Genomic DNA, 22,113 nt, shown 5'->3' on the forward strand with positions numbered 1-22,113 from the left:
AAAGCTTGCTCGCGATAGCGGTGGGTCAGTCAGCATCCATGCTGAATGTGCCGCCGCTATTGCGGGCAAGCCTGCTCAGGGGGGCAATCAGGCTGTGAAGTCGCTGGCGTGCAGCTCCTTGACGCCGACCAGTTCGAATTCGAACTCGGGGGTGGCGTCGGCGTTGGTACTGCCGGAGAGGATGCCATCGACGAAGCGCAGTTGGCCGGTGGCGTTGTTGGGGTCGAAGGCGCTGTTGCCGATGAACGTGAAGGCATCGATTGTGGCGGTCAGCGGGTTGGCGTCCAGGCCGGTGAGGTCCAACTTGTCGAACTCCGCGCTCTTGAAGCCGCTGATCACATCGCGCAAAGCCCCGACGCCCATGTCCGACAGCGCACCAAATGCGTAGGTGTCCGCACCCGTGCCACCGCTGAGGTTGTCGGTGCCCGCGCCGCCGATCAGCCGGTCATCGCCCGAACCACCCACCAGCGTATCGTTGCCGGCCCCTCCGTCGAGGACGTTCGCCGCGCTGTTCCCCGACAGCGTGTCGGCGGAGGCGCTTCCTTCCAGGTTCTCGATGAACTTCAAGGTGTCGAGCCCGGACCCCACGGTGTTCTGCTGCGCAGACGTCGAGAGGTTGACGGTCACGCCGGACAGTGCCCGTTCATAGCTCGCCGTATCCATGCCATCGCGTCCATCCAGGACATTGTCGCCGGCACCGGCGAACAGCGTGTTGTTCAACGCATTGCCGGTGCCATTGGCAGCGCCGGTGCTGTCGACATACAAGTTCTCGACGTTATTGCCCAAGGTGTAGGCCGCCAGACTGCTGTGCACGCTGTCGATCCCGCCCGTCACCGCGTTGGTGCTGGTCTCGATCACGCTGTCGTCGGCATTGTCGACAAAGTAAGTGTCGTCCCCGTCGGCACCGCTCATGCTGTCTGCCCCGGCGGCGCCGTTGAGTACGTTGTTGGCGGTATTGCCGGTGATGAAGTTGCGCCGTTCGTTGCCGGTGCCGTCGATGTCCGACACACCGGTGAGCACCAGGTTTTCCAGATTGGCCCCCAGCGTCCAACTGACAGAGGCTTGCACCGTGTCGATCTGCGCGGTCGAGGTGTTGGTTTCCACCACGCTGTCGAAAGCATTGTCGACCACGTAGATGTCGTTGCCATCGCCACCGGTGAGGGTGTCGGCGCCCAGATCGCCATCCAGCGTGTCATTGCCCGAGCTGCCCACCAGGGTGTCGTCCTGGTCGGTGCCGGCGATCATCCCGCCCTGGTTCTGGCCTTTGTTGAAGATGTCCTGCACGCTGTTGTTGTCGTCGGGGTTGCCCTGGAAGCCCAGGTCATCGGCAATGTAGTCCGCCAGGCGTTGGCCGACGATCTCCGCCGACTCCTCGTGCAGGTGCCAGACGTCATCGGGATACACCAGTGGATCGACTTCGTAGCGCAACGGCAGGTCGGTGTAGTCCACCGCCAGCTTGACGTCGGCGCGCTCGGCGGCCATGGCTTCCTGGGCGGCGCGGACATAACCGACGCCCTCGACAATGGACGCGATCTTCTCTTCCGAATAACCCCGGGCCCGGGCCGCGTCCTCCGAGTAATGACCGGTTTCCATCAGGTACACGTTGAAATTGCCAAATTGGGCATGCAGGTAATCGAACACTTTCAAGGTCGCGGCCTTGTACGCCGCCGCAGCCGCGGCCTTGTCTGTGGCCCGGGCGATTTCCTGGGCGGCTTCCTCGCCCTGGCCCCAGATGATGCCCATGGTGACGTTATCGATCGACTGCAGTTCGGTGCGCTGGTCGCGCAGCAATGTCACCGCCCGCAACAGCGCCTGCCCGGGTTGGTTGGTGTCGGTCAGCCACCAGCACAGCTGGAGCTCCTCGGCGCTGAGTGTGGAGAGGCCGTTGACCGTGCTGCCGCCCACCGCGATGTCGATGCCGTTGCCATCGGCATCGTTGAACTGGCTGCGCACGTCGTAGGTGGTGTAGCGGTTGAGGTCGTTGACCAGCATCGAGGTGCCGGATTGGTCGTCGTCCTCGGACATGCGCAACAGGCGTGCGTTGGATTGGCCTAGGGTCGGCAGGTAGAGAATGTCCTGCTGGGCGCGCTCGCCGAAGACGAAGTCGCTGGCGGTGAGGGTGTTGAGGTAGTTGCCGTTGAGGGCGATCTCGAAGCGATTGCCATCGGCGTCGGCTTCGGCGGACTTGACGTAGGTCTTGTCGCCGGCCGCGTTGAGGGTCATGTACAAGGTGCTGTTGGTGCCGTCGCCGAGACCGAGAAAACCCAACCCGGAGACATCGATTTTGTCGACGCCGACGGTAAAGTCATAAATCGTGTCGGTGGCCGTGACGCCCCCGGTGTCGTAGTCGCGGTAGCTGTCGGAGAGGTTGCTGTAGCGGAAGGTGTCGGCACCGTCGCCGCCGTACAGCGAATCGCGTCCGGCACCGCCGACGACGATGTCCGCACCGGTGCCGGCCTTGATCGTGTCGTTGCCGCCCAGGCCAAGGATCAGGTCCGCGCCGGTCGTGCCGTTGAGGGTTTCGGCGTTGTTGGTGCCGGTGATGGTATTGGCGGGCGCATCGGCCACCACCAGGGCGAAGTTGTCACTGACTGAGGCGCCAGAAGGATCGGTGGCCTTGACGAGTACGTCGTAGTTACCCGCCGCAGTGCTGGTTGGCGTGCCGCTGAAGGTCAGGCTGGTGGCATTGAAACTCAGCCACGCGGGCAGGGCGTTGCCGTTGGCGAGGGTCGCGGTGTAGGTCAGCACATCCTGGTTGGCGTCGGTGAAGCTGTTGCTCGCCACGGTGTAGCTGAACGGCGTGCTTTCACTGGCGTTCTGGTCCAGCAGCGGAGTGGCCACGACCGGCGCCACATTGGTGGGGGTGCCTTGGTCGGCGAAGACAAAGTGACTGGCCGTCAGGCTGCTGACGAAGTTGCCTGCCATCGAGACTTCAAACCGATTGCCGTTGGCATCGACCGTCAAGTCCTTGAGGTAGGTGCGGTTGGTCGACGAGCTGTAAGTGACCTGCAGGGTACCGTTGAGTCCGTTGCCCAAGCCGGTATAGCCAAGCGCCGAGACATCGATCTTGTCGGCGGCCACGTCGAAGTCGAGGATCTGGTCACTGGCGCTGGTGGAGCTGGTGCGGTAGCTGTCGAGTTTCGAGGTGTAGCGGAACACATCGGCCCCCGTACCGCCGGTGAGCTTGTCCACCCCGGTGCCGCCGACCAGGACGTCGTTGCCGGCGCCGCCGTTGAGGGTGTCGTTGCCCGCGCCACCGAACAGTTGCTCATTGGCCGCGGTGCCGGTCAGCGTGTCGTTGTTCGGCGTGCCATTGATCACAATGGCGGTGGGGACGTCCTGCACGGCGAGGGTAAAGCTGTCGCTGACGGTGGCGTTACTGCCGTCGCTCGCGGTGACCTGGATGGCGTAGGTGCCCGACGCGGTGTCGGGTGGCGTTCCGCTGAAGGTGCGGGTGGCGGCATCGAAGACCAGCCAGCTGGGCAGGGCGCTACCATTGGCGAGCCTGGCGGTGTAGCTCAGGCTGTCGTTATCCGGGTCGGTGAAGCTGGTGGCCGGCACCACGTAGCTGAACGGGGTGTTTTCGGTGGCGTTCTGATCCACTAGCGGCGTCGCCAGTACCGGTGCCTGGTTGGTCGGCGAGGTGGTGGCGAAGACGAAGTTGGCGCTGGTCAGGGTGTTGAGGTAATTACCGTCCAGCGCCACTTCGAAGCGGTTGCCATTGGCGTCGGCCTCCAGGGATTTGATGTAGGTCTTGGTACCGGCACTGTTGAGCACCAGGTACACGGTGTTGTTCTTGCCGTCCCCCAGGCCGGTGAAGCCCATGGCCGACAGGTCGATCTTGTCGGCGCTGATGTCGAAGTCGGTGATCAGGTCGCCCAGGTTGGCGCCGCCAGTGTTGTAGTTGCGGTAGCTGTCCAGGCGGCTGGAAAACACGAAGGTGTCCGCCCCGGTGCCACCGGTGAGGGTGTCCATCCCAGCTCCGCCGTCGAGCTTGTCGTCGCCGGCGCCGCCACTGAGGCTGTCATTGCCTTCCAGGCCGAGCAGGGTGTCGGCCGCATCGCTGCCCAGCAGTGAGTCGCTGCCACTGGTGCCGGTGATCACGCGATTGAAGATGAAGTTACTGGCGGTCAAGGTACTGGCCAGGTTGCCCGAGAGGATCAGCTCGAAGCGATTGCCGCTGGCATCGGCGTCGAAGTCCTTGATGTAGGTGCGGTCGCTGGTGGCGTTGTAGCTGACTTGCAGGGTGCCGCCACGGCCATTGCCCAGGCCGGTGAAACCGAGACCGGCGAGGTCGATCTTGTCCTGGGTGACGTCGAAGTCGGTGATGGTGTCATCGAAACTGGTGGTCGCGTTGCGGTAACTGTCCGACTGGGCGACGAACCGGAACGTATCGGCGCCAGTGCCGCCGGTGAGTTTGTCGAGGCCTGCGCCACCCACCAGGATGTCGCCACCGGCCGCACCGTTGATGGTGTCGTTGCCGGCGCCACCGTAGAAAATCTCGGCGGCGGCGCTGCCGAGCAGGGTGTCGTTGCCCGCCGTACCTTGCACGGTGGTCATCGGCACCGTGGCGCTGACGTAGCTGCCGTCGCCATACACCAGTGTGGCGCCCTTGCTCGTGTGGCTGATGGTGTTGGCGATGATGGCGTTGCGGTCGGTGCCGTCTTCGTTGCGCTCTGCGACACCGTAGGTCGACAGGTCGCTCCCGCTGATGATGTTGCCCTGGATGAGGTTGTCGCTGCCGTTGAAGTACTTGCCGGACACGCCCAGGGTGTCGTCGTAGGACTGGATGATGATTTCCGGTACGGCACTGCCCAGGGAATTGTTGTTGAGGGTGTTGTCGATGACCTCGACGTGGTTGCTGCCGTAGATGCGGATCCCGGCGCTGGCGTTGTCGTGGATGTCGACGCCGGTGACGGTCACTTCGCTGGAGAGCTTGACCAGCACGCCTTCGGCGCCGTTGCCATACACCTCGCCACCGGTGATGGTGATGTTGCTGGGGGAGGGGATGTCCTCGCTGCCGCGCTGGATCACGATGCCATTGCCGCCGTTGTCGTAGGCAACGTTATTGGTCATGGTGAAATCGTGGGTGCTGGTGACGACGTTGAAACCGTGGCGGTCGTTGTTGTAGGCGATGTTGTTTTCGAAGGTGCTGTCGCTGAGGAAGTCGGCGACGAAGCCGTCCAGGCCGTTGCCGTGGGACACGCTGTTCTTGATGACCATGTTGACGGTTTGCTCGTGAGGGTCGAAACCGTACCCGGAGCAATCCTTGATCTCGACGCTGTCGAGGGTGACGTTGGAGTCGTAGCCTTCTTCGCCGGGAATGTAGCCGTTGAACCAGCCGTCGACCTTGCCGGTGGTGCTGTCGCGGTTGCCGTCGATGGTGAGGTTGCTGACGCCGAAGTCGTGGGTTTCTTCGCCGTAGGCCGAGCGGATGATCCCGGTGATCTTGGTGTCGGAGCCGTCGGCCAGCTTGACCGTGGTGTCGCCCATGCCGTCGCCGTACAGGTAGACGTTGCTCTTGAGCATCAGGCAGCCATCGGAAGGTTCCTCTCCCCCCGAAACGATGTACGTACCGGTCGGCATGTACACCTGCCCACCGCCGGCCGCGGCCGCCGCATCAATCGCACTCTGGATGGCTGCCGTGTCGTCGGTGATGCCATCTCCTTTGGCGCCAAAATTTTGTACGTTGAAAATCATGAGCTTATCTCCGTATCAGGCTTAAACCTCGGTAGACGCCAACATTCCATCGACGACCTCGGTGTTATGACCCAACGCAGCGCAAAAGTTGTGACCGCATATCGGGGAAAGTGTCAAAAAGCTGGACTAACTGATCAGCGGTTGTGTGGGGATTGCGCAGGAGTAACGTTCTGTTGACGCTTTTAAGGCCGAGCGATGCCCCTTGTGGGAGCGGGCTTGCTCGCGAAGGCGGCGAATCAGCCACCATTGCCGTGACTGACACACCGCTTTCGCGAGCAAGCCCGCTCCCACAGGTTCTATGGCGACTGATGGCGCTTTCCTTGATTGGCATCAACCCCACTTTTGGGATGGCGCGATAACCTCGAATAAACCATCGCCCCGTTGAAGAGGGCGACCGAGGAAGCTCATGAGTTATCCGCTGTTTCTGACCTTGCACCTGTTTGCCGCGCTGGTGTTCATCGGCACGGTTTTCTTCGAAGTCCTGTTCCTGGAGAGCATTCGCAAGCAACTGCCCGCCAAGGTCATGGTGCTGCTGGAGCAAGGCATCAGCCAACGCGCCCGGCAGTTGATGCCGTGGGTACTGCTGGTGCTGTTCGGCGCAGGCATTGGCATGGTCTGGCTGCGCTATTGGCCGGTGCTCTTGTCACCGTTGCAGTCATCCTTCGGTTTGCTGCTGGGGCTCAAGATCCTGTTGGCGGGCAGTGTGCTGGGGCATTTCCTCTGGGCCATGTGGCTGTTCAGGAGCGGGCGCATGAACGCCCGCTACGTGCACATCATCCATACCAGCGTGTTCCTGCACATGGTCGCGATCGTGCTGCTGGCCAAGGCCATGTTCTACGTCACCTGGTAAGCGCTGGCGCGTGGTTCCAAGGCGCTTGATACAGGTCAAGGTGGCCCGGCGGGTTACCCCGCAAACTGCTCGCGCACAGCCACTCGGAGATTGTCATGTTCGACCCGTTCCATACCCTCGGTGAGCGCCCCTCGGGACGTGCCCCTGTGGTGGCTGATTTCGATTGTCCGGTCGGTACGCGCAGATTCCACGCAGGTGTCGGTTCGCTCGACCTGCTTCGAGGGTTGCGCAGCAGCCGTCAGAAACGCCGACCCCTATCCGTGGCGGTGCACTTGCCTTCGCGTTTGCGGCTGGCGTCGTGTTCGCCCCTGGCCAGTGACTGCCGCTGCGGCGAGATCGAGGGCTACCTGCAACGCCTGACGTATGAGATGGGCTTGGTCGGTTGTCACCTGGGCGCAGGGCGGCGCGTCGAGCAGTTTTGCCTGACCGGTGGCACACCGGTGATCGCTCATCTGCAGAAGTTGATGAGTGAGCTGCGCAAGCGCTTCGACTTCAGTGAATACGACGGCGGCGACCACAGCATCGAGGTGGACCTGCACCACACGGATTGGTCGACCATGGGCCTGATCCGTGACCAGGGTTTCTCCCATGTCAGCATCGGTGTGCCCGACATTGGCGTCGACAGCGATCTGTCGGTCGATTGCTATCAGAACCCGGCACCGATCCATTCGTTGATCGATGCGTCGCGCACGTTTGGTTTTCGCTCCATCAACATTGACCTGGGCTACGGCCACGCTTGGCAAACACCGAGCAGTTTCGCCCTGAAACTGGCGACGCTGATCGAACTGGAACCGGACCGGTTGCACGTTTTCGACTATGCCCGCGCGCCGTATCGTTACCGCTCGAAAAACGCCGGGATGGCCGGCGAGTTTTGCAGCCCGGCCGACAAGGACGCCATGCGGCAAATCTGCTGTGAACAGCTGATTGGCGCCGGCTATCACTACATCGGCCTGGGTCAGTTCGTCAGGGCCGACGATGACCTGGCGGTGGCCCAGGAGCACGGACGCCTGCATCGCAATTGCCAGGGTTTTACCCGTCACGGTTGCTGTGATCACGTGGGCTTCGGTTTGTCAGCCATCACGCAGATCGAGCACCTGTACGTACAGAACACCGACGACCTGCTTCACTATTACCAGCAGTTGGACGCCGGGCAATTGCCGGTGTGTCGCGGCTGGCGCTGTGAAGCGCAGGATCAGGTCAAGGCGAGCGTGACCGAGCAACTGTCCTGTGACCTGGAGCTGGATATCGTGGCCATCGAGGCACGCTTCGGCCTGGTGTTTCGCGAGCATTTCGCGTCCGTCTGGCCGTCGCTGGAAGTGTTGCATGACCAGGGATTGATCGAACTGTCGAGCCGGTTTATCGGCATCCTGCCCGCCGGGCGTTTGAACGTCGATGCGATCTGCAATCTGTTCGACCCAGGACTGGATGACGCAGGCCCACACCCTTTTGAAAAGTTGAACCCATCATGAATGCTGCATCCGGTTTCAATCGTGCCCTGGTGGAGAAGTACGACCGCCCGGGGCCGCGCTACACCTCCTATCCGACGGCGCCGCAGTTCCACCAGGCCTTTGCCATGGACGAATACCAGCAGGCTGCCCAGCGCAGTAACCAGGCGCCGCTGCCCAAGTCGTTATCGGTGTACATCCATATCCCGTTCTGCCAGAGCCTCTGCTATTACTGCGCGTGCAACAAGATCATCACGCGCAAGACCCATCGTGCCGTCGAATACCTGACCTACCTCAAGCGCGAAATTGCCCTGCAGGCGGCCTTGTTCGACCGCTCGCGCAAACTGACTCAACTGCACCTGGGCGGGGGCACGCCGACTTACCTGACCCATGAGCAACTGGCCGACTTGATGGACTGCCTGCACCAGTCGTTCGACATGGACGACAGCGACGCCCATGAGTTTTCCATCGAGGTCGATCCGCGGACCATCGATGCGCAACAGATCCAAGGCTTGCGCCAGCTGGGGTTCAACCGCCTGAGCTTTGGCGTCCAGGATTTCGATGCCCAGGTGCAGATCGCCGTCAATCGAGTGCAAAGCGAAGCCCAGGTCGTCGAGCTGGTGGAGGCCGCGCGCCTGGCGCGCTTCAAATCGGTCAGCGTCGATCTGATCTATGGCCTGCCTTTGCAGACCATCGCCAGTTTCGATGTCACCTTGAGCAAGATCATCGCCCTGCGTCCGGACCGGATCGCGGCCTACAGCTACGCCCACCTGCCGCAACGGGTGCGGGCGCAACGGATGATCCGGCCAGAAGACATGCCGCCGCCAGAGCGCAAGTTGGAGTTGCTCGAGCTGACCATCAATCGCCTGACTGAAGCCGGCTACGTCTACATTGGCATGGACCACTTCGCCTTGCCGGATGACGAACTGGTACGCGCCCGCGCCCAGGGCAGTCTGCAGCGCAATTTCCAGGGTTATTCCACCCACGCCGACTGCGACCTGATTGGCCTGGGGGTATCCTCGATCGGCAAGGTCGGTGATAGCTACAACCAGAACGTCAAGGAGCTTTCCCAGTATTACGCCCGGCTGGACCAAGGCTTGCTGGCGGTGCAGCGTGGTTATCGGCTGAGCGACGACGATCGCCTGCGGCGCGAGGTCATCAGCGAACTGATGTGTCATGGGCGAATCGATTTCGGCTGGATCGAGAGGGCCCACGGCATTCGATTTACCGAGTACTTCGCCGATGCCCTGGAGCGGCTCCAGGAACTGGTGCGCGACGGGTTGCTGGACCTTCGCGACGACGAGCTGGTGTTGTTGCCCCAGGGGCAATTGATGATGCGCAACGTGGCCATGGCTTTCGACGCATACCTGGGGGCGGACCAGACGGTTCAGTATTCGCGTACGGTCTGAGGTGGGGCGATCAGCTGATATACCTGTGGCGAGGGGATTTATCCCCGCTGGGCTGCGCAGCGGCCCCGAAACCTGACGTCGCGGTGTGTCAGGTTCATGTAATCAGCTTTTTTTGTGGGCTGCTTCGCAGCCCAGCGGGGATAAATCCCCTCGCCACAAGTGATTTGTTTCCCCTATCGAGAGCGGTTTCGTTTCGACTCCCCAGGCTGCAAAGCCCTTTTCAAAAACTCCGCCGTCCGGCTTTCCCGGCAGGCCGCGACTTCCTCTGGAGCCCCGCAGGCCACGACGTTACCACCTTGGGAGCCTGCGCCCGGGCCGATGTCGATGACCCAGTCACTCTGCGCCACGACGCGCATGTCATGTTCCACCACAACCACCGTGTGACCTTCCTCCACCAGGCGATTCAGCTGTACCAGCAAGCGATCCACGTCCTGGGGGTGCAGCCCGTTGGTGGGCTCATCCAACACATACAACGTCGCCCCCCGGGCTTTGCGCTGCAGTTCTGTCGCCAGCTTGATCCGCTGGGCTTCGCCGCCGGACAGTTCCGTGGCCGGTTGGCCCAGGCGCAAGTAGCCCAACCCGATATCCTGCAGCACCTGCAATGAGCGCCTGGCCGCCGCTTGCTCGGCAAACACCTCAAGAGCCTGGTTTACGGTCAGTTGCAGCACCTGGGAAATGTCCAGGCCTTGCCAGCTCACCGCCAGGGTCTGCGGGTTGTAGCGCGCGCCGTGGCAGGTGGGGCAGGGCGCGTACACGCTGGGCATGAACAACAATTCCACGCTGACAAAGCCTTCACCTTCGCAGGTCTCGCAACGGCCCTTGGCGACGTTGAAGGAAAACCGTCCGGCATCGAATCCCAGTGCTTGCGCCTGCGCCGTCGCGGCGAACAGTTTGCGCACATGGTCGAACAGCCCGGTGTAGGTGGCGAGGTTGGAGCGCGGGGTGCGGCCGATGGGCTTCTGGTCCACCTGCACCAGCCGCTTGACCGCGTCGAGCCCGGCGGTAACGCGCCCGCCGCTGGTTTGCACGGGTTCGTCTTCCAGGCCTTGCTCATCGGGTTCGGCGTTGGGGCTGGCCTGGCCCAGGTGGGCGCCGACCAGATCCAGCAGGGCCTGGCTGACGAGGCTGGATTTGCCTGAGCCGGAGATGCCGGTCACGGCGGTGAAGCAACCCAAGGGGAAGGCCGCGCTCAGGTTGTCGAGGTTGTTGCGGGTGATGCCTTCCAGGCGCAGCCAATCCCTGGGTGTCCGAGGGCTGCGTGCCGCAACGTGTTCTTCACCAAAGAGGTAGCCACGGGTACGTGATTCCGGCACTTGGCCAAGGCCGGCCGGCGGCCCGCTGTAGAGGACTTTCCCGCCTTGTTCGCCGGCGTCCGGGCCGACGTCGATGAGCCAGTCGGCGCGGCGCATGGTATCGAGGTCGTGTTCGACCACAAACACCGAGTTGCCCGCTGCCTTGAGGCGTTGCAGGGCGCCAAACAGCGCTTCGCTGTCGGCCGGGTGCAGGCCGGCGGAGGGTTCGTCCAGCACGTAGATCACGCCGAACAACTGGGAGTTGAGCTGGGTCGCCAGGCGCAGGCGTTGCAGTTCGCCGGACGAAAGCGTCGGCGTGCTGCGTTCCAGCGCAAGGTAGCCGAGGCCCAGGTCGATCAGGGTGACGATCCGCTCCAGCAGCTCGGCGGCGATGCGTTGGGCGGCCAGGCGTTTCTCCAGGGAGAGGTTGGGGGTGTGGCGCGCGTCGGGCCCACCCGCGTGCGGGTTGTCGCCCCTGGCGGCGCGTTGCTCGCGGGCTTTTCGGGTTTGCTGGTGGCTGAGGACGTCCCCGGTTTCTTCGGCCTGTTCCAGGTAGTCGGGTGCCAGGACGCGCTTGAGCACTTCGGCCAGTTCAAGCAACGGCAGGTGCGACAGTTCGGCGATGTCCAGGCCGGCAAAGGTCACGGTCAACGCCTGGCGTTTGAGGCGCTTGCCTTCGCACACGGGGCAGGGGCTGGCGCGCATGTATTGCGCCACGCGTTTGCGCATCTGCGCGCTTTGGGAGTGCATGAACGTGTGCAGCAGGTAGCGTCGGGCGCCGCTGAACGTGCCCTGGTAACTCGGTTCGAGCTTGCGTTTGAGGGCGGCGCGGGTCTGGGCCGGGGTGAGCCCGGCGTATACGGGAACGGTAGGGGTTTGTTCGGTGAAGAGAATCCAGTCCCGCTGCTTCTTCGGCAGGTCGCGCCAGGGGATGTCGACGTCATAGCCCAGGGTCACCAGGATGTCCCGCAGGTTCTGGCCCTGCCAAGCCATGGGCCAGGCGGCCACGGCGCGCTCGCGGATGGTCAGCGACGGGTCCGGCACCATGGACGCTTCGGTCACCTCATAGACCCGGCCCAGGCCATGGCATTCCTGGCAGGCACCCTGTGGCGTGTTGGGCGAGAAGTCTTCGGCGTAGAGCATCGGTTGGTCGGCCGGGTAGCTGCCGGCGCGGGAGTAGAGCATGCGAATCAGGCTCGACAGGGTGGTGACGCTGCCCACCGATGAGCGTGCACTGGGGGTGCCGCGCTGTTGCTGCAAGGCGACTGCCGGCGGCAGTCCCTCGATGCTGTCCACGTCCGGCACGCCGACCTGGTCGATCAGGCGCCGCGCATAGGGTGCGACGGACTCGAAGTAGCGACGCTGGGCTTCGGCGTAAAGCGTGGAGAAGGCCAGCGACGATTTGCCGGACCCCGACACGCCGGTAAACACCACCAGGGCATCGCGAGGGATGTCCACGTCGACGTTCTTGAGGTTGTGTTCGCGGGCACCACGCACCCGCACGAAGCCGGTGCCTTGCGGCAGGTCGGCGGTTGAAGCAGGGGCGGAGCGTGGGGGCATCGGGCATTCCTTGTGGACGTTGGTGCAACGCTTCAGGGCGTTATGGCGCTGCATTATGGCGATGGCAGAGTGGACTGGATCACAGCGCTGACAATTATGCGACCGGGTTCAACCGTTCGCGTGCGATAAAAATTTACTCCGGGCGCAAGAGATGAGAAAAGCTCTGCAGATTTTTCCCATGGATACGGACGCCTCATGCCTCGATCGAAGTTGTTCTCCACACTGTTTGTCGCGCTGCTGGCCGGTGCCGCGCTCTGGTACATCTGGATGATTGCCAGCGCCAAACTGGAGTTGGGCGGCGACAGTCCTGACCAGCGACAAGTCGGTGAAGTGAAGGACACCGAGTTGCGAGCGATGTCCTCGTATTGCACGGGCGTGACGGTGACGCCACAGGGAACCTGGCTGGTGGCACGCCTGGAGAGGGAGGCCCGAGAGCTCGAACCGTCCGCTGACGTGTTGGACCTGGATGCGCTGGTCTATGGCCAGCCGAAGCAGCCCAATGAAGCGGAAGAGTCTGGAACCTTTGCCGGTTTGTTTTCTCGCGCTGACAAGGAAACCACGTTCATTTCCCGCCTGGACGCCCAAGGGCAATTTCAGCTCGTGGCACATGTCAGTGGCAGCGCCTGTATGGTAGCCAGCCCCGACGGCACCCGTGTGTTCCTGCTCACGGGCCTTCGTCGGCCTGAAACGGCGAATACCCAGGACCCCGATCAGACCGTGGTCTTTCGCAGTGATGATCAAGGCCAGCGCTGGACCTGGTTGACCAAGGGTTGGTTTCCCCAGGCCGAATCGTTGGCCTGGAGCCTGGCTCCTTATTTCCACGGCTCGAATGAAGTCTGGGCCGTGGGCACGCCGGACGCGGTGGATGAAGACAGCGAAGAAGAGAAGCCGACAGCCGTTTCCACCGGCGTCTTCTACTCGGCTGATCGGGGGGCGAACAGCGCGCCGATAATGGCGCCCGAGTCGCTGCTGGTGCCCGCCAAATACGCCCACGGCAAACGCCCTGACATCACTGACTGGGGCACGAATACAGATGAACATGGGGAAATCCAGACCAATGTCCTGCAACTGGATGCACAGACGGCCTTTATCTGGGTGTCCCAACGCTTCTGGGGCGTCCATCCGGATGGCGTCAGCGACAATATCGCGATCAACGTCACGACACGGGCCCGGTTGCAAGCCAAGGCCGGGCGGTGGCAGGTGGTCGACGTACAGCGTGACGACAACCTGTTTGTGAGCAAGCTGGTACAGAACGACGCCGGGCGGGTGATTGGGCTGATTGACCAGGGTGACCGCGAGCAAGATGTTGTCGCCGAACTGGACACCGCCGCCCTGACCTGGACGACCATGGGTGAGCTGCCCAGTGTGTTCGCCCCCCTGGCATCGCAGACCCAGGTACGTGGCGACAATCTCTGGCTGGGCCAGAACACCCTGCTGATCAACACGACCAGCGACCACCATCCACCGCGCTGGCTCTACTGGTGGTCGGACGCGAACATCTCCGCCGATGGGGTGTTCTATTCCAAGGATTGGGGGCGCTCCTGGCAGCGCCTCGCCATCGACGGTTACCTGGGCATTCTCGGCTTTCAACCGACGCAGGACCGGGTGTTCTGGGCCAACGGCAATTGGTACGACAATAATGACGGCCGTATCTATGCCTATGGGTTGCGCTGAGGATTGGACCGCGCGCTGTTATTTGAATTGACACCAACTTGTGGCGAGGGGATTTATCCCCGCTGGGGTGCGAAGCACCCCCAATGAAGCTGATCAGAATCAACCTGACACACCACAGGGACAGGCTTTGGGGCTGCTTCGCACCCCAGCGGGGATAAATCCCCTCGCCACAGTTTTTGGGGGGCGGGTTTAAGTTTTTTCCAAGTTGATTTCAATCAAGGGCCGAAGAAGGGGCCGGCCCCTACCATGATCGCCAAGATCCTGTCTTTAAGCCCTGGCGTCCATGACCCGTTCCTCTGCGATGTTGTACCCATCCCGCTCCTGGCTCCCCGGGCTGTTCGTTCTACTGCTGATCTTCGCCGGAATTGTCCAGGCCAAGGACTACGGTGACATCCAACAACAGCGCATCCACCACGTCCTGAACCAGACCGACGCGATCTCCGAGCCCGATGGGCCCTTCAAGGTTCGCAAATTGTCCGCTGCCGGCAAGGTCCTGGGCTATGTGTTCCAGAGCCTGGATGTGGTGGACATTCCCGCCTATTCCGGCAAGCCGATCAACGTCCAGGTCATTCTCGATCCGGCGGGGGTGATCCTCGATGCCTACGTGCTCGAACACCACGAGCCGATTCTGCTGATCGGCATCGCCGAAGAAAAACTCCACGCGTTCAGTGCGCGCTACAGCGGCATCAAGGTCAATCAGCGGGTGGTGGTGGGGCATTCCAGCGACCCGAATGCCGTGACCGTGGATGCCATCGCCGGGGCTACCGTGACGGCGATGGTGGTCAACGAGGTCATCATGCGTGCCGCCCACGATGTCGCGGTGTCCCTGGGCCTGGTCAAGGGCGATGCGGGGTTGGCCGTGGCGCCGGCGCGTGTGCGTGAGGACATCTACGAGCGCGCCGACTGGAAGACCCTGACTGGCAACGGCGCTGTACGGCGCCTGCTCCTGACCCGCGGCCAGGTCGATGCGTCCTTCAAGGGCACCGAAGCCGAACAGGTCGAGACCGCCAGCGGCGAGCAGGTGAATGACACCTTCATCGACCTCTATGCCACCCACCTCAATCCACCCACCATCGGCCGCAACCTGCTGGGCGAGGCGCAATACCGCACACTGATGGCCGAGCTCAAGCCGGGCGAGCAGGCCATCGCGGTGATGGGCAGCGGTCGTTATTCCTTCAAGGGCTCGGGATACGTGCGTGGCGGCATCTTCGACCGGGTGCAGCTGCGTCAGTCCGGCGACACCATCAGCTTTCGCGACTTGGATTTTCAGCGCCTGAATGACGTGGCCCTCGATGACATGCCGGACTTCGATGAAATGGCGATTTTCATCATCCGCGCCTCCCACCGTTTCGACCCTGGCTCACCCTGGAACCTGGAGCTGCTGGTGCGCCGTCAGACCGGACCGGTCAGCGGCACCTTCAGCAGCTTCGAGCTGGCCTATCAGCTGCCGGAGCCCTACCTGGAGCGGCCATTGCCCACCGCCGAGCAACTGGCGGCCGCCGAAGAAGCCAGCCGGCCGATGTGGCTGACGCTCTGGTATCAGAAAAGTGTCGAAATCAGTGTGCTTGGGGCCGCGTTGCTGGTGCTGACGGCGATCCTGTTTTTCCAGGATTCACTGGCCCGGCGGCCGACGCTGTTGCATTGGCTGCGCCGCGGTTACCTGGTCTTCACCGTGGTTTTTCTCGGCGGCTACGCCTTGGCCCAGTTGTCGGTGGTCAACGTGCTGACCTTCGTCCACGCCTTGTTCGAAGGCTTTCGCTGGGAGTTGTTCCTCACCGATCCGCTGATCTTCATTCTCTGGGTGTTCACCGCCGCCAGCATCCTGCTGTGGGGGCGCGGGGTGTTCTGCGGCTGGCTGTGTCCGTTCGGCGCGTTGCAGGAGTTGATCAACGAACTGGCGCGCAAGCTCAAGGTGCCCCAATACGAGTTGCCGTTCGCCGTGCATGAGCGGCTGTGGGCGATCAAGTACATCATTTTGCTGGTGCTGTTCGGCGTCTCGCTGGAGTCGATGGCCACCGGCGAACGGCTGGCCGAAGTCGAACCCTTCAAGACCGCCATCACCCTCAGGTTCGACCGCCAGTGGTGGTTCGTGGCGTACGCCGTGGGCCTGCTGGTGATCAATATCTTTACCCGCAAAGTCTATTGCCGCTACGTCTGCCCGCTGGGCGCGGCCCTGGCGATGCCGACCCGGCTGCGGCTGTTCGACTGGCTCAAGCGCCGCAAGGAGTGTGGCAACCCCTGCCAACTGTGCGCCAAGGAATGCGAGATCCAGGCGATTCATCCCGATGGCCGGATCAATGCCAACGAATGCCATTACTGCCTCGACTGCCAGATGACCTGGCACAACGAAAACAAATGCCCGCCGCTGATCAACAAGCGCAAGAAGCGCGGCAAGGCGACCGCGACCGATCCGCAACTGATTCCCGTGGTGCAGGTGAGCCCGGCGCCTTGAGGCACCTCAATGGCCTGTCCCTTGACCGTTTCATTCTTCATGGAGCACACAGCATGAGCGACAAAAAAGACCAAACCCCCGGTGCGGTGGAAGAACCCAGGGGTGTCAGCCGGCGCAGTTTTCTCGGCACTGGTGCGGTAACCGGTGCGGTACTGGCCGGCGCGACGGCGCTGGGGGCCGGGACGTTCACCCGTGAGTCCTGGGCGGCGGCGGCCAAGGAGGCCAAGTCCAAGGTGCACGTCGGGCCTGGGGAGCTGGACGAATACTACGGTTTCTGGAGCGGCGGTCACCAGGGCGAGGTGCGGGTGCTGGGTGTGCCATCGATGCGTGAGCTGATGCGCATCCCGGTGTTCAACGTCGACTCGGCCACCGGTTGGGGCCTGACCAACGAAAGCAAGCGCATCCTGGGCGACAGCGCCAAGTACCAGAACGGCGATTGCCACCACCCGCACATCTCCATGACCGACGGCAAGTACGACGGCAAATACCTGTTCATCAACGACAAGGCCAACTCTCGGGTCGCGCGCATTCGCCTGGACATCATGAAGTGCGACAAGATCCTCACCGTGCCCAACGTGCAAGCCATCCACGGCCTGCGCCTGCAAAAGGTGCCGTACACCAAGTACGTGTTTGCCAACGCTGAGTTTGTGATCCCGCACCCCAACGACGGCCATACCTTCGACCTGCAGGACAAAAACAGCTTCACGATGTTCAACGCCATCGATGCCGAGAAAATGGAAATGGCGTTCCAGGTGATCGTCGACGGCAACCTGGACAACTCCGACGCTGACTACACCGGCAAATACGCTGCCAGCACCTGCTACAACTCCGAGAAAGCCTACGACCTGGGCGGCATGATGCGCAACGAGCGCGACTGGGTGGTGGTGTTCAACATCCCGCGGATCGAGGCGGCGATCAAGGCCGGCAAGTTCATCAACCTGGACGGCTCCAAGGTGCCGGTGGTCGATGGCCGCAAGACCGATGGCAAGGACTCCGAATTCACCCGCTACATTCCCGTGCCGAAGAACCCCCACGGGCTCAATACCTCGTCGGACGGCAAATACTTCATCGCCAACGGCAAGCTGTCGCCCACGGTCTCGATGATCGCCATCGACCGCCTGGACGATTTGTTCGCGGACCGCTTCAAGGACCCCCGCGAAGTGATCGTCGCCGAGCCGGAACTGGGGCTCGGGCCGCTGCACACCACGTTCGACGGGCGCGGCAATGCCTATACGACCCTGTTCATCGACAGCCAGGTGGTGAAGTGGAACATGGACGAGGCCATCCGTGCCTACAAGGGCGAGAAGGTCAACTACATCAAGCAGAAGCTCGACGTCCAGTACCAGCCCGGCCACAACCATGCGTCCCTCACCGAAACCAGCGAGGCGGACGGCAAGTGGCTTGTGGTGTTGTGCAAATTCTCCAAGGACCGCTTCCTGCCCACCGGCCCATTGCACCCGGAGAACGATCAGTTGATCGACATTTCCGGTGAAGAAATGAAGCTGGTGCACGACGGCCCGGCGTTCGCCGAACCGCACGACTGCATTCTCGCCCGGCGTGACCAGATCAAGACCCAGAAAATCTGGAGCCGCAACGATCCGTTCTTCGCCGGCACCGTGGAGCTGGCGAAGAAGGACGGCATCAACCTGGAAACCGACAACAAGGTCATCCGCGACGGCAACAAGGTGCGGGTGTACATGACCTCGATGGCGCCGGCCTACGGCCTGACGGAGTTCACTGTCAAGCAAGGCAACGAGGTGACGGTGACCATCACCAACATCGACCAGATCGAAGACGTGTCCCACGGCTTTGTCATGACCAACCACGGCGCGAGCATGGAGATCAGCCCGCAACAGACCTCATCGATCACCTTCACCGCCGACAAGGCCGGCTTGCACTGGTACTACTGCAGCTGGTTCTGCCACGCCCTGCACATGGAAATGGTCGGGCGCATGCTGGTTGAAAAGGCCTGAGTCATTCACGAGGGAGACAGGCGCAATGACCGGGAATATGCAGCATCCAAACGTTCGTCGAGCGGTCATTGCCCTGGTGTTCTGCCTGCTGTCGGGCGGCGCGCTCGGTGCGCCGCAGCCGATCACCGATTTGCCTTTGCAGGCCGAGGGCGACCAGCAATGGCGCCTGCCTGCGGGCCAGTACCGGGGCTCGTTCAGCATCGACCAGCCCATGACCCTCACGTGTGCGCCGGATGCGGTATTCCAAGGTCAAGGCGAGGGCAATGGCGTGATCATTCGCGCCCCGAACGTCCAGGTCCAGGGCTGTACCTTCCTGGACTGGGGCCACGACCTGACGGCCATGAACGCGGCCGTGTTCATCCAGCCGGTCGCCCAAGGAGCGGTGGTGCGTGGCAACCGGATGCAGGGCCAGGGCTTCGGTATCTGGGTCGATGGCACGCGGGACGTCAGCCTGATCGACAACCGCATCCAGGGCGACCCCAGTCTGCGTTCCCAGGACCGTGGCAATGGCATCCATTTGTATGCCGTACACGGCGCCCGGGTTATCGGTAACCAGGTGCGCGAAACCCGCGACGGCATCTACATCGACACCTCCAGCGGCAACCTGCTCCAGGGCAATGTCCTGGAGGACCTGCGCTACGGCGTGCATTACATGTTCGCCAACGATAATCGCCTGCTGGATAACGTCACCCGGCGTACCCGCACCGGTTATGCCTTGATGCAAAGCCGCCAACTGACGGTCATCGGCAATCGCTCCGAACAGGATCAGAACTACGGGATCCTGATGAACTACATCACCTATTCGACCCTGCGCGACAACTTCGTCACCGACGTGCGCGACGGGTCTACCGGCGACACCATGATCAGCGGCGCCGAGGGCAAGGCCCTGTTCATCTACAACTCGCTGTTCAACCGTATCGAAGGCAATCATTTCGAGCGCAGCGCCGTGGGCATCCACCTGACGGCCGGCTCGGAGGATAACCGCATCGCCGGCAATGCCTTCGTCCACAACCAGCGCCAGGTCAAATACGTTGCCACGCGGTTGCAGGAGTGGTCGGTGGATGGCCGCGGCAATTACTGGAGCGACTACCTGGGCTGGGATCGCAACGGCGACGGCCTGGGCGATGTCGCCTATGAACCCAACGACAACGTCGATCGCCTGCTGTGGCTGTATCCCCAGGTGCGCTTGTTGATGAACAGCCCGGGAATCGAACTGCTGCGTTGGGTGCAGCGAGCCTTCCCGGTGATGAAATCCCCCGGGGTGATGGACAGTCATCCGCTGATGGAAACGCCTGTCCAGCCCCCGTCACGCAACAGTGCCCAGGAGGACGCGTCTTGAACGTCGTCGAGATCGAAGGGGTCAGCCAGCGCTATGGCGATGTCACCGTACTGCGCGGGTTGGACTTGAACCTGGCCCAGGGCGAGGTGCTCGGGCTGTTCGGGCACAACGGCGCGGGCAAGACCACCACCATGAAGCTGATCCTCGGTTTGCTGCAAGCCAGCGAGGGCGAGGTGCGTGTCTTCGGTCGCGCGCCCAGCGACCCGAGGGTGCGGCAGATGCTCGGTTATCTGCCCGAGAACGTGATGTTCTATCCGCAGTTGAGTGGGCTGGAGACCTTGCGCCATTTTGCCCGGCTCAAAGGCGCTGCACCGGAGCAGGTGCAGCGTTTGCTGGAAGAGGTTGGGCTGGCGGCTGCCGCGACACGGCGCGTGAAAACGTATTCCAAGGGCATGCGCCAGCGTCTCGGTCTGGCCCAGGCGCTGCTCGGCCAACCGCGCCTGTTATTGCTGGATGAGCCGACCGTGGGCCTCGACCCTATCGCTACCCAGGACCTCTATCAGTTGCTCGACCGCCTGCGTTGGCAGGGCACCAGCATCATTCTCTGTTCTCACGTCTTGCCTGGCGTGGAGGCGCACATCAACCGCGCCGCGATTCTCACCCGGGGGCGCCTGTTGGCCCTGGGCAGCCTGGCCCGGCTGCGCGAGGACGCCGGGCTGCCGACGCTGATCCGCGCCTCGGGCCTGTCGCGGGCCGACTGGCTTCGCCAGCATTGGCGCAGTGAAGGGCACGCCACCCAGGGCTGGGGCGCCGAAGGGGTGCAGGTGTCCGCGCCGGATGGCAGCAAGCTTAAATTGCTGCGCCAGTTACTGGCCCAGGATGACCCCTCGGATGTCGAGATCAAGCCGCCGTCGCTGGAGGATTTGTACCGTCATTACATGGTCCGTGCCGCGGCCGAGGAGACCCGCCTATGAATCCGGTCTGGAACATGGCCCGCAAGGAATTCAGCGATGGCCTGCGCAATCGCTGGTTGTTGGCGATCAGCCTGTTGTTCGCGGTGCTGGCGATCGGCATCGCCTGGCTCGGCGCGGCGGCGTCCGGTCAACTGGGGTTCACCTCGGTGCCGGCCACGGTGGCGAGCCTGTCCAGCCTGGCGACCTTCCTGATGCCGCTGATTGCCTTGCTGCTGGCCTATGACGCGATTGTCGGCGAGGACGAGAGCGGCACCTTGCTGCTGTTGCTGACCTACCCGTTGGGCCGCGGCCAATTGTTGCTGGGCAAGTTTGTCGGGCACGGCTTGATCCTGGCCCTGGCCACCTTCATCGGTTTTGGCTGCGCGATGCTGGCCATCGCCCTGTGGGTGGACGATGTCCAGTTGAGCCTGCTGCTCTGGGCCTTCGGTCGGTTCATGGCGTCCAGCACGCTGCTGGGCTGGGTGTTCCTCGGCTTGGCGTATGTGCTGAGCAGCTTGTCGGCAGAGAAATCCACCGCGGCCGGATTGGCGCTGGGGGTGTGGTTTTTCTTCGTGCTGGTGTTCGACCTGGCCTTGCTGGCGTTGCTGGTGCTGAGCGAAGGGCGCTTCAGCCCGGAACTGTTGCCCTGGCTGCTGCTGTTCAACCCTACCGACGTGTATCGGCTGATCAACCTGTCCGGGTTCGATGCGGCGTCCAGCGGCGCCGCGGTGCTGACCTTGGGCAGCGACCTGCCGGTGTCGGCGCCTTTGCTCTGGCTGTGCCTGGGCCTGTGGATGGCGGTTCCGTTGTGGTTGGCCTATCGGCTGTTCAATCGCCGGTGCCCGTGAATTTCAATCTTGATAAGGGAGCATGCAACGATGAACAGGGTGTATTTCAAGGCCGGTCGCCTTTGGGTCGGGGTGTTGATGTGCCTGGCACTGGCGGCCTGCGGCAAGGCCGAACCACCGGCGGCCAGCGAGGCGGCGCTGGCGTTCCATCCCAGTGACGAGTGTCATGTGTGCGGGATGGTCATCACTGACTTCCCCGGGCCCAAGGGCGCGGCGGTCGGGGCAGGGGGCGTGAAGAAGTTCTGCTCGCCGGCGGAGATGCTGGGCTGGTGGTTGCAGCCGGAAAACCATCGGGCCGACGTCAAGCTGTATGTCCACGACATGGGCCGCAGCCATTGGGACACACCGGATGACGCCCACCTGATCGACGCCCGGACCGCCTACTTCGTCATTGGCAGCGGGCTTAAAGGCGCCATGGGCGTTGTCCTGGCCTCGTTCTCCGACCCCCAGGCGGCACAAAAACTCGCCAGCGACACCGGCGGCCGAGTGCTGCGCCTGGAAGACATCGACCAGAAACTGCTGGGGCAGGCGAGTGCCATGGCGCCGATGAGTCACTGATATTGCCTGTTCGGCAAACCACGCTTGTGGCAGGGGCGCTTGTGGGAGCAAAGCTTGCTCGCGAAACAGGCGCCTCGATTCTGCCAGACCGCATCGCCTCTATCGCGGGCAAGCCTTGCT

At 62.7% G+C, this 22,113-nt stretch carries 12 protein-coding genes; 10 read left to right on the forward strand and 2 right to left on the reverse strand.

Annotation, left to right across the window (positions count from 1 at the left end):
* Positions 1–87: 87 nt before the first annotated feature.
* On the reverse strand, positions 88–5,700 hold the full coding sequence (locus tag CFII68_RS19055) for a putative Ig domain-containing protein (RefSeq protein WP_018604031.1): 5,613 nt from the start codon (positions 5,698–5,700) through the stop codon (positions 88–90).
* A 406-nt stretch (positions 5,701–6,106) separates the two neighbouring features.
* Between CFII68_RS19055 and CFII68_RS19050 the strand changes: the two genes are divergently transcribed.
* From CFII68_RS19050 to hemN, 3 genes are all read left to right on the forward strand, one after another.
* Positions 6,107–6,550 (forward strand): CopD family copper resistance protein, encoded by a 444-nt coding sequence (locus tag CFII68_RS19050; protein ID WP_018604032.1) that lies wholly within the window; start codon positions 6,107–6,109, stop codon positions 6,548–6,550.
* A 95-nt stretch (positions 6,551–6,645) separates the two neighbouring features.
* Entirely contained in the window at positions 6,646–8,019 is a 1,374-nt protein-coding gene (locus CFII68_RS19045; protein WP_018604033.1) for a coproporphyrinogen III oxidase, read from the forward strand.
* The gene (hemN, locus tag CFII68_RS19040; RefSeq protein ID WP_018604034.1) at positions 8,016–9,404 is read left to right on the forward strand and encodes an oxygen-independent coproporphyrinogen III oxidase; all 1,389 of its coding nucleotides are present in this window, start codon (positions 8,016–8,018) and stop codon (positions 9,402–9,404) included. Before CFII68_RS19045 ends, hemN begins: the two co-directional genes overlap by 4 nt.
* Before the next feature lie 173 nt (positions 9,405–9,577).
* Here the strand turns inward: hemN and CFII68_RS19035 are convergent, their stop codons facing one another.
* Positions 9,578–12,256, reverse strand: a complete 2,679-nt coding sequence (locus CFII68_RS19035) for an excinuclease ABC subunit UvrA (protein ID WP_018604035.1) — start codon at positions 12,254–12,256, stop codon at positions 9,578–9,580.
* Positions 12,257–12,451: 195 nt separating this feature from the next.
* Between CFII68_RS19035 and CFII68_RS19030 the strand changes: the two genes are divergently transcribed.
* The 7 genes from CFII68_RS19030 to CFII68_RS19000 all read left to right on the forward strand — a co-directional run bounded on the left by CFII68_RS19030 (position 12,452) and on the right by CFII68_RS19000 (position 21,993).
* Entirely contained in the window at positions 12,452–13,930 is a 1,479-nt protein-coding gene (locus tag CFII68_RS19030; protein WP_018604036.1) for a hypothetical protein, read from the forward strand.
* Positions 13,931–14,231: 301 nt separating this feature from the next.
* Complete coding sequence (gene nosR / locus CFII68_RS19025) at positions 14,232–16,382, forward strand: transcriptional regulator NosR (RefSeq protein WP_018604037.1); 2,151 nt, start codon at positions 14,232–14,234, stop codon at positions 16,380–16,382.
* A gap of 53 nt (positions 16,383–16,435) precedes the next feature.
* A complete protein-coding gene (nosZ, locus tag CFII68_RS19020; RefSeq protein ID WP_018604038.1) occupies positions 16,436–18,355 on the forward strand; it encodes a TAT-dependent nitrous-oxide reductase in 1,920 nt (639 codons plus the stop codon).
* 25 nt (positions 18,356–18,380) lie between these two features.
* Entirely contained in the window at positions 18,381–19,694 is a 1,314-nt protein-coding gene (locus CFII68_RS19015; RefSeq protein ID WP_018604039.1) for a nitrous oxide reductase family maturation protein NosD, read from the forward strand.
* Positions 19,691–20,608, forward strand: coding sequence for an ABC transporter ATP-binding protein (locus CFII68_RS19010; protein ID WP_018604040.1), 918 nt, complete (start codon positions 19,691–19,693; stop codon positions 20,606–20,608). The genes CFII68_RS19015 and CFII68_RS19010 overlap by 4 nt, the downstream gene beginning before the upstream one ends.
* On the forward strand, positions 20,605–21,435 hold the full coding sequence (locus CFII68_RS19005; RefSeq protein WP_018604041.1) for an ABC transporter permease: 831 nt from the start codon (positions 20,605–20,607) through the stop codon (positions 21,433–21,435). Before CFII68_RS19010 ends, CFII68_RS19005 begins: the two co-directional genes overlap by 4 nt.
* 30 nt (positions 21,436–21,465) lie before the next feature.
* Entirely contained in the window at positions 21,466–21,993 is a 528-nt protein-coding gene (locus CFII68_RS19000; RefSeq protein WP_018604042.1) for a nitrous oxide reductase accessory protein NosL, read from the forward strand.
* The last annotated feature ends 120 nt before the right edge of the window (positions 21,994–22,113 follow it).

The sequence above is a fragment of the Pseudomonas sp. CFII68 genome (assembly GCF_000416195.1).
Lineage (GTDB): Bacteria > Pseudomonadota > Gammaproteobacteria > Pseudomonadales > Pseudomonadaceae > Aquipseudomonas > Aquipseudomonas kilonensis.